This window comes from Streptomyces sp. NPDC059695 (genome assembly GCF_042733785.1).
Lineage (GTDB): Bacteria > Actinomycetota > Actinomycetes > Streptomycetales > Streptomycetaceae > Streptomyces.
This window is the reverse complement of the sequence record NZ_JBHWFF010000001.1, coordinates 395,361-402,726: the sequence shown is the minus strand read 5'-3', so window position 1 is coordinate 402,726 and position 7,366 is coordinate 395,361. Positions and strand designations below refer to the sequence as shown.

Annotated in this window: 6 protein-coding genes; 4 read left to right on the top strand and 2 right to left on the bottom strand. The window is 72.7% G+C overall.

Translation table 11 applies throughout. The features are described 5' to 3' along the window. Window positions 1-130 precede the first annotated feature (130 nt). Window positions 131-934, bottom strand: coding sequence for an endonuclease I family protein (locus ACFV2S_RS01735; RefSeq protein WP_385553234.1), 804 nt, complete (start codon window positions 932-934; stop codon window positions 131-133). Window positions 935-1,132: 198 nt separating this feature from the next. After that, window positions 1,133-1,597: an Lrp/AsnC family transcriptional regulator gene (locus ACFV2S_RS01730; protein ID WP_361398559.1), complete on the bottom strand. Its 465-nt coding sequence runs from the start codon at window positions 1,595-1,597 to the stop codon at window positions 1,133-1,135. Between the two features lie 118 nt (window positions 1,598-1,715). On the opposite strand from ACFV2S_RS01730, the gene ACFV2S_RS01725 reads away from it, so the two are divergent. From ACFV2S_RS01725 to ACFV2S_RS01710, 4 genes are all read left to right on the top strand, one after another. Then, window positions 1,716-2,831 (top strand): asparaginase, encoded by a 1,116-nt coding sequence (locus ACFV2S_RS01725; RefSeq protein ID WP_385553232.1) that lies wholly within the window; start codon window positions 1,716-1,718, stop codon window positions 2,829-2,831. Window positions 2,832-3,239: 408 nt separating this feature from the next. Next, complete coding sequence (locus ACFV2S_RS01720) at window positions 3,240-4,673, top strand: aspartate ammonia-lyase (protein ID WP_385553230.1); 1,434 nt, start codon at window positions 3,240-3,242, stop codon at window positions 4,671-4,673. 64 nt (window positions 4,674-4,737) lie between these two features. Next, the gene (locus ACFV2S_RS01715) at window positions 4,738-5,568 is read left to right on the top strand and encodes an aminoglycoside adenylyltransferase family protein (protein WP_385553228.1); all 831 of its coding nucleotides are present in this window, start codon (window positions 4,738-4,740) and stop codon (window positions 5,566-5,568) included. A gap of 37 nt (window positions 5,569-5,605) precedes the next feature. Next, a complete protein-coding gene (locus tag ACFV2S_RS01710) occupies window positions 5,606-7,255 on the top strand; it encodes a GMC oxidoreductase (RefSeq protein ID WP_385553226.1) in 1,650 nt (549 codons plus the stop codon). Window positions 7,256-7,366 lie beyond the last annotated feature (111 nt).

Sequence of the window (7,366 nt, the reverse complement as noted above, 5' to 3'; positions counted from 1 at the left end):
TTTTTTTGTTCTGTTTTTTTTTTTGTTGTGTGGGGCGGGCGGTGGGGGGGGGGGGGGGGGGGCCCCCCGGGGGGGGGGGGGGGGGGGCCCCCCCCCCCCCCCCCGGCTCCGTCACGCCCCTGATGCGGGACTACCAGATCGCCTCGACCCATTCGGGGTGGTCGATGAACGGGTTCCGGTTGCCCTGGTAGGTGGAGTAGATGACGTCGTTGCGGCGCTCCTCGAAGGCGCTCGGAGGGTCCTGCTCGTTCCACTGCTTCAGGACCGAGAGGCGTCCGTGGAAGGCGACGCTGCCGTTGGTGGACGACTCGTTGGGCTCCAGGTCGGGGAAGCCGTCGCCGCCCTCGTAGCGGACCGCCATGTAGAGGATCATGCGGGCCACGTCGCCCTTGTCGGCGTCGCGCGGCTCGAAGGAGTTGCTGTCGGTGTAGCTGCCGGGCGCGCCGCTGACGGCGCTGCCGCCGTTGTCCCAGTCCTTGTTGCCGCGGGTGCTGTTGACCTGCACGTCGCAGGCGCGCAGGTGGTGCAGGTCGGTGCCGGGGCCGGCCGAGGTGCCGAAGTTGCCGTGCGACTGCGCCCAGGTGTGCTCGCGGTTCCAGTCGCCGACGGCGCCCCCGTTCAGGGACTTGCTGCGCGACGCGCCGCTGTAGAGCAGGATCACGTTGTTGGTGTTGCCCGGGTCCTGGTCGGTGTTCTTGAGCGCGTTCCAGACCGCGTCGTACGAGATCTTGCTCTGGCTGCTGATGATGGTGTGCAGCGAGGACTTGAGACTCGTACCGGTCTTGCCTATCGCGTTCTTGTAGTACGTGGTGTCGTACGCGGTGGTCGTGGCGCTCGCGGGGGTCGCGGTGACCGCGGGGAGCGTGATGCCGACGAGGGTGGCGGCGACCGCCGTCGCCCACACCTTCCATCTGCCGGTCCGCACAACGGACATGGGGGCCCTTTCCCGGGGACGGCACGCGCGGGACGGCCGGTGGCGGCTCGACACCACGGCTGTCTACGCGTGTTGACTTCGTGTCACCGGGAGGGTGGCACACGTCAGGTACCTGTCATGTAACGAGGAGAAGGCTGTTCCATGACGTTCTGGCATAGGGCGCAACCGTGTCCGCCCCCTGACGCCGGGCCCGCAGTCTCAGGCGCCCCGGACGTCCACCGGCATCCCCTTCGGCTCCTTGATCCGCTTCATGATGATCTGCGAGTTGACCTCGGTCACCCCGGCCAGAGTCGTCAGCCGCTCGATCCACAGCCGCTCGTACGCCGCGAGGTCCGCCACCGCGATCCGCAGCAGACAGCCGGGGCTCCCGAACAGGCGGTACGCCTCGATCACGTCCGGCACGTCCTGGAGCGCCTCCTCGAAGGCCTCCACCGTCTCCCGGTCCCGCCGCACCTCCACGGAGACGAGGACCTCGAAGCCGCGCCCCACCGCCGCCGGGTCGATGATCGCCCGGTAGCCCTGGATCACCCCGTCCTGCTCCAGCTGGCGCACCCGGCGCAGACAGGGGGAGGGGCTGAGCCCGACCCGCTGGGCCAGCTCCTGGTTGCTCAGCCGGCCGTCGTTCTGGAGCTCGCGCAAGATGTGGAGATCGATCCGGTCCATGGCGCAATTATCTACCACGATGAAACAAACCAAGGGCTGATTTCGCAATCGCCTTGCGCGCCCCCTGTCCTATCGTTGCGAGCGCAGGAGAAATGGGTACGGAGTGAGGACGGCAGGCATGAAGCGGACGAACGACGGGGGAGCGCGCCGGATCGTCGTCATCAGCACCGGGGGCACGATCGCCAGCCGCTGGCAGGGCACCGGCTACGCGGCCGACGCGTCCGGCGACGACGTCCTGGCCACCGCGCCCCTGCCCGAGGGCGTCACCGTCGAGGTCGTCGACCTGTTCAACGTGAACAGCTCGCGCATGACCTCGGCCCATCAGCTCGCCCTGCTGCGCACCGTCCACGAGACCTTCGCCGATCCCGGCGTCGACGGCATCGTCGTCACCCACGGCACGGACACCCTGGAGGAGACCGCCTTCCTCCTGGACCTCCACCACGCCGACTCCCGCCCGGTCGTCCTCACCGGCGCCCAGCGGCCCTTCGGCACCGGCGACGGCGACGGCCCCGGCAACCTCTACGACGCCCTCCAGGTCGCCGCGTCCGTCCGCGACCTCGGCGTCCTCGTCGTGTTCGACGGCCGGGTGCACGCGGCGCGCGGCACCGTGAAGACGCAGACCCTCGCCGCCGACGCCTTCTCCGACCCCTCCGCCGAGCGCCTCGGCCGCGTCGGGTTCTCCCGCGTCGACATCGAGCGGCAGCCGGAGCGCCCCGCCCCGCTGCCCCTGCCCGCCGCCGCGCGGACCGCGGACCCCGGGGCCACCGACGCCGCCCCGCTGCCCCGGGTGGACATCATCACGCACCACTCCGACGGCGATCCGTTCCTCCTGAACGCCGCCGTCTCGGCCGGCGCCCGGGGCATCGTCCTCGTCGCCACCGGAGCGGGCAACGCCACCCCCGAGATCGCCGACGCCGTGGCCGGAGCGGTCGCCCGGGGCGTCCTCGTCGCCGTGACGACCCGCGTCCCCGCGGGACCGCTCGCCGAGATCTACACCGGCGGCGGCGCGGTCGACCTCGTCGCCTCCGGGGCCCTGCTCACCGGAACCCTCCGGGCCGGCCAGGCCCGCATCGCGCTCCTCGCCACGCTCCTCGCCGAGGACACCGCCGGCGCGGGCGACCCCGCCCGCGGCACCGCGCTGCTGCGCCGCCTCCTGGAGGGACCGGTCCGCGTCGAGCCGGCCCTCGCGACCGGCGGCTCCCGGTCCGCCTCGGCGGTCGCCGCCCGGGCGTAGAGCCCGCGGCCCACCCCCCAACCCCGGCGCGGGGCCGGCGCCCCCCCCCCCCCCCGGCCCCCCGCCCGGCCCCCCCCCCCCCCCCCCGCGCGCCGCACGCAACCCTCCCTCACCGGCGCTCCGCGCCCCAGCGGGCCCGCCCGGCGGCTCCGCCACGCCCCGGCAGCGGGGCAGCCCTCGTGCGACCGCCCCCGTGTCCCGTACGCGCGCGCGTGACGCCCCCGTGCGCCGCGCGCCCGGTGACCGCCGTCGGGCCCCACACGCCCCCGCGTGACCGCCGTCCGGGCCCCCGCGCCCGCGTGACGGCTCGCGGAAGTCTCACGCGCCCGCGTGCGGCCCGTCGCGGGCGCCCCGGTGCCTCCCTCTCGTACGCCCCTCCTCCCCTCCCCTCCCCAAGGACGGCTCCTCATGGTTCCCGCACCGGCCCCGCACGACGTCCCCGTCCGCACCGAGCACGACCTGCTCGGCGACCGGGACGTCCCCGCCGACGCCTACTGGGGCGTCCACACGCTGCGCGCCACCGAGAACTTCGCCATCACCGGCATGCCCCTCTCGGTCTACCCCCTCCTGATCGACGCGCTCGCCGCCGTCAAGGAGGCCGCCGCCCGCGCCAACGAGGAGCTCGGTCTGCTCCCCCCGGACAAGGCCGCCGCCATCGCGGGCGCGTGCCGGGAGATCCGTACGGGACGACTCCACGACCAGTTCGTCGTGGACGTCGTCCAGGGCGGGGCGGGCACCTCCACCAACATGAACGCCAACGAGGTCGTCGCCAACCGGGCCCTGGAGCTCCTCGGCCACGCCAAGGGCGACTACGGCCGCCTCCACCCCAACGAGGACGTCAACCTCGGCCAGTCCACGAACGACGTGTACCCGACCGCGATCCGCATCGCGGCGATCGGCGCCGCCCGCGAGCTCCTGAAGGCCATGGCCGTCCTCCAGGACGCCTTCGCGGCCAAGGCACTGGAGTTCCGCGAGGTCGTGAAGATGGGGCGCACCCAGCTCCAGGACGCGGTGCCCATGACGCTGGGCCAGGAGTTCTCCACGTACGCCGTGATGCTGGAGGAGGACCGCGGCCGGCTCGCCGAGGCGATCGAGCTCATCCACGAGATCAACCTCGGAGCCACCGCCATCGGCACCGGCCTCAACGCCGCCCCCGGCTACGCCGAGACCGCCCGCCGCAACCTGGCGGAACTGACCGGGCTGCCGCTCGTGACCTCCGCCAACCTCATCGAGGCGACCCAGGACTGCGGGGCCTTCGTCCAGCTCTCCGGCGTCCTCAAGCGCATCGCCGTCAAGCTGTCCAAGACCTGCAACGACCTGCGGCTGCTGTCCTCCGGGCCCCGGGCGGGGCTCGGCGAGATCAACCTGCCGCCGGTGCAGGCCGGTTCCAGCATCATGCCCGGCAAGGTCAACCCGGTGATCCCCGAGGTCGTCAACCAGGTCGCCTTCGAGGTGATCGGCAACGACATCACCATCACCATGGCCGCCGAGGCGGGACAGCTCCAGCTCAACGCCTTCGAGCCGGTCATCTTCCACGCCCTGTCGAAGAGCCTGCTCTCCCTCCGCGCGGCCTGCCTGACCCTGGCCGAGCGCTGCGTCAGCGGCATCACCGCCAACACCGAGGCGCTCCGCGCGGCCGTCGAGAACTCCATCGGCCTCGCCACCGCGCTCAACCCGCACCTCGGCTACACCGCCGCCACCGCCATCGCGCAGGAGGCGCTCGCCACCGGCCGGGGGGTCGTCGAACTCACCGTGGAGAAGGGCCTGCTGCCCGCCGAGCGCCTGGCCGAACTCCTCACCCCCGAGCGACTCACCGGCGCCCCGGGACCGGCCCTCGCCTGACACGGCGTCCGGCGGCTCCTCCGGTACGGTGACGGACCCACCCGTCTCCCCCAGGAGCCGCCGCATGCCCGCCCGCGAGGACACCGGCCACGGGGCCGCCCGCCGCGTCGTGCGGATCGTCCGCGAGACGCTCGGCGAGGACGCCGTCCTCGGGGCCTGCCTCCACGGCTCGGCCGTCCTCGGCGGCCAGCGCCCCACCAGCGACGTGGACGTGCTCGTCGCCCTGACCCGGCGCACGACCGAGGGCGAGCGGCGTGCCCTCACCGACGCCCTGCTCGCCGTCTCGGGCGAGCGGGCGTACGAGGGCCCCGCGCGGCCCGTCGAGCTGAGCCTGGTCGTCCACGCCGAGGTGCGACCGTGGCGCCACCCGCCGGTCTGCGAGTACCTGTACGGGGAGTGGCTCCGCGAGGACTTCGAGCGTGGCCTCACGCCCGCCCGGATGCCCTGCCCCGACCTCGCCCCGCTCCTCACGATGGCCCGCGCCGGGGACCTCTCCCTCCACGGGCCCCGCCCGTCCGTGCTCTTCGACCCCGTGCCGGACGACGATCTGCGGGCCGCGATCGTCGAGGGCGTCCCCGGGCTGCTGGCCGACCTCGACGGCGACACCCGCAACGTGCTGCTCACCCTGGCCCGGATCCTCACCACCCTGCGCACCGGCCGGATCCGGTCGAAGGACGGGGCGGCGGACCGGCTGCTCGGCGAGCTGCCGGAGGAGCACCGGCCGGTGCTCGCCGCCGCGCGGGACCAGTACCGGGCGGGGGAGTACGGGGAATGGGCGGAGCTGCTTCCGGCGGCGCGGGCCCACGCCGCATACGTAGCACAGGCGATCAAGAGGGCCTCTCCGGCCGTAAGTTACCCGGCAGTTTCTCGTGACTTCCTCGGCGGGCAGTCGTAGAACGTGTTCCCATTCACTCGCGAGTGAGGAAGATCACATGAGTGAACACCCCCTGTCCGTCCAGGGAGATCACGGGGTCAGCCGCCGCAGGTTTCTCACGGGAACAGGTTCTGTTCTCGGGGCCGCCGCCCTCGCCGGAACGATCACGGCCCCGGCCCGCGCCGAGGTCCCCGGCCTGAACTGCACCCCCATCCCCGACGGTTCCCAGGTGCGCGCCCTCGTCATCGGCACCGGCTACGGCGGCTCCGTGGCCGCCCTGCGGCTCGCCCGCGCCGGCGTCGACGTCCACATGATCGAGATGGGCATGGCCTGGGACGCCCCGGGCCCGGACGGCAAGATCTTCGCCAACACCACCAAACCCGACTACCGGTCCTTCTGGCTGCGCACCCGCACCAAGCAGCCGCTCAGCCAGTTCCTCGGCTTCCCCCTCGACAAGGACGTGCCGGTCCACACCGGCATCCTCGACGCCGAGGACTTCGCCGGCATCACCGTCTACCAGGGGCGCGGCGTCGGCGGCGGCTCCCTCGTCAACGGCGGCATGGCCGTGACCCCGCTCCGGGAACGCTTCCCGGCGATCCTCCCGACCGTCGATCCGGCCGAGATGTACGCCACCTACTACCCGCGCGCCAACGCGGGCCTGGGCGTCAGCTCGGTGGACGTCAACTGGTGGGAGAGCCAGGACTGCTACCAGTACGCCCGGGTCGGCCGCAAGCACGCCCAGCGCTCCGGCTTCCCCTTCGTCTTCGTGCCCAACGTCTACGACTGGGACTACATGAAGCAGGAGGCCGCCGGGACCGTCCAGAAGTCCGCCCTGGAGGGCGAGGTCATCTACGGCAACAACGTCGGCAAGAAGAGCCTCCAGAAGACCTATCTCGCCCAGGCGGCCGCCACCGGCCGCGTGAACGTCTCGCCCCTCCACCGGGTGACCTCCGTCAGCCCCGCGGCCGCGGGCGGCTACACCGTCGTCATCGACCAGATCGACACCACCGGCGCCACCCTCGTCACCAAGACCGTCCGCGCCGACCGGGTCTTCTTCGCCGCGGGCAGCGTCGGCACCAGCAAGCTCCTCACGCGCCTCAAGGCGACCGGCGCCCTGCCCGCGCTGAACGAGCACATCGGCAAGGGCTGGGGCGACAACGGCAACGTCATGTGCGGGCGCGCCAACCACATGTGGGACCCCACCGGAAAGCTCCAGTCCTCCATGCCCACCGCGGGCATCGACAACTGGGACGCCGGCGGCGCCTTCGCCGAGGTCGCCCCGCTGCCCACCGGCATCGAGACCTACGCCTCCTTCTACCTCTCCATCACGCGCACCCCGCGCCGCGCCGAGTTCACCTGGAATCCGGCCACCGGCAAGGTCGACCTGAGCTGGGACCGGGCCTGGAAGCAGACCTCCATCGACATGGCCAAGTCCATCTTCGACAAGATCAACAGCAAGGAGGGGACGATCTACCGGACCGACCTCTTCGGCGCCTACAAGATCTGGGGCGACCACCTCACCTACCACCCGCTCGGCGGCGCCGTCCTCGACCGGGCCACCGACAACCACGGGCGCCTGCACGGCTACCAGGGGCTCTACGTCATGGACGGCTCCCTGATCCCCGGCAACACCAGCGTCAACCCGTTCGTCACCATCACGGCCCTCGCCGAACGGAACATCGAGACGATCCTCGCCGAGGACTTCTGAACGCCCCCACGCGAGAGAGGGGGGGGGGGGGGGGGGCGGGCGCGCCGGGGGGGGGGGGGCGCGGGGGGGGGGCGCCCCGCCCCCCCGGGGCGCCCCCCGCCCCCCCGCGGG

What these genes read in the sequence shown, in the direction of transcription:
- ACFV2S_RS01720 (WP_385553230.1), top strand. Translation starts at nt 3,240, where the DNA reads ATGGTTCCCGCACCGGCCCCGCACGACGTCCCCGTCCGCACCGAGCAC.
- ACFV2S_RS01730 (WP_361398559.1), bottom strand. Translation starts at nt 1,597, where the DNA reads ATGGACCGGATCGATCTCCACATCTTGCGCGAGCTCCAGAACGACGGC.
- ACFV2S_RS01735 (WP_385553234.1), bottom strand. Translation starts at nt 934, where the DNA reads ATGTCCGTTGTGCGGACCGGCAGATGGAAGGTGTGGGCGACGGCGGTC.
- ACFV2S_RS01710 (WP_385553226.1), top strand. Translation starts at nt 5,606, where the DNA reads ATGAGTGAACACCCCCTGTCCGTCCAGGGAGATCACGGGGTCAGCCGC.
- ACFV2S_RS01725 (WP_385553232.1), top strand. Translation starts at nt 1,716, where the DNA reads ATGAAGCGGACGAACGACGGGGGAGCGCGCCGGATCGTCGTCATCAGC.
- ACFV2S_RS01715 (WP_385553228.1), top strand. Translation starts at nt 4,738, where the DNA reads ATGCCCGCCCGCGAGGACACCGGCCACGGGGCCGCCCGCCGCGTCGTG.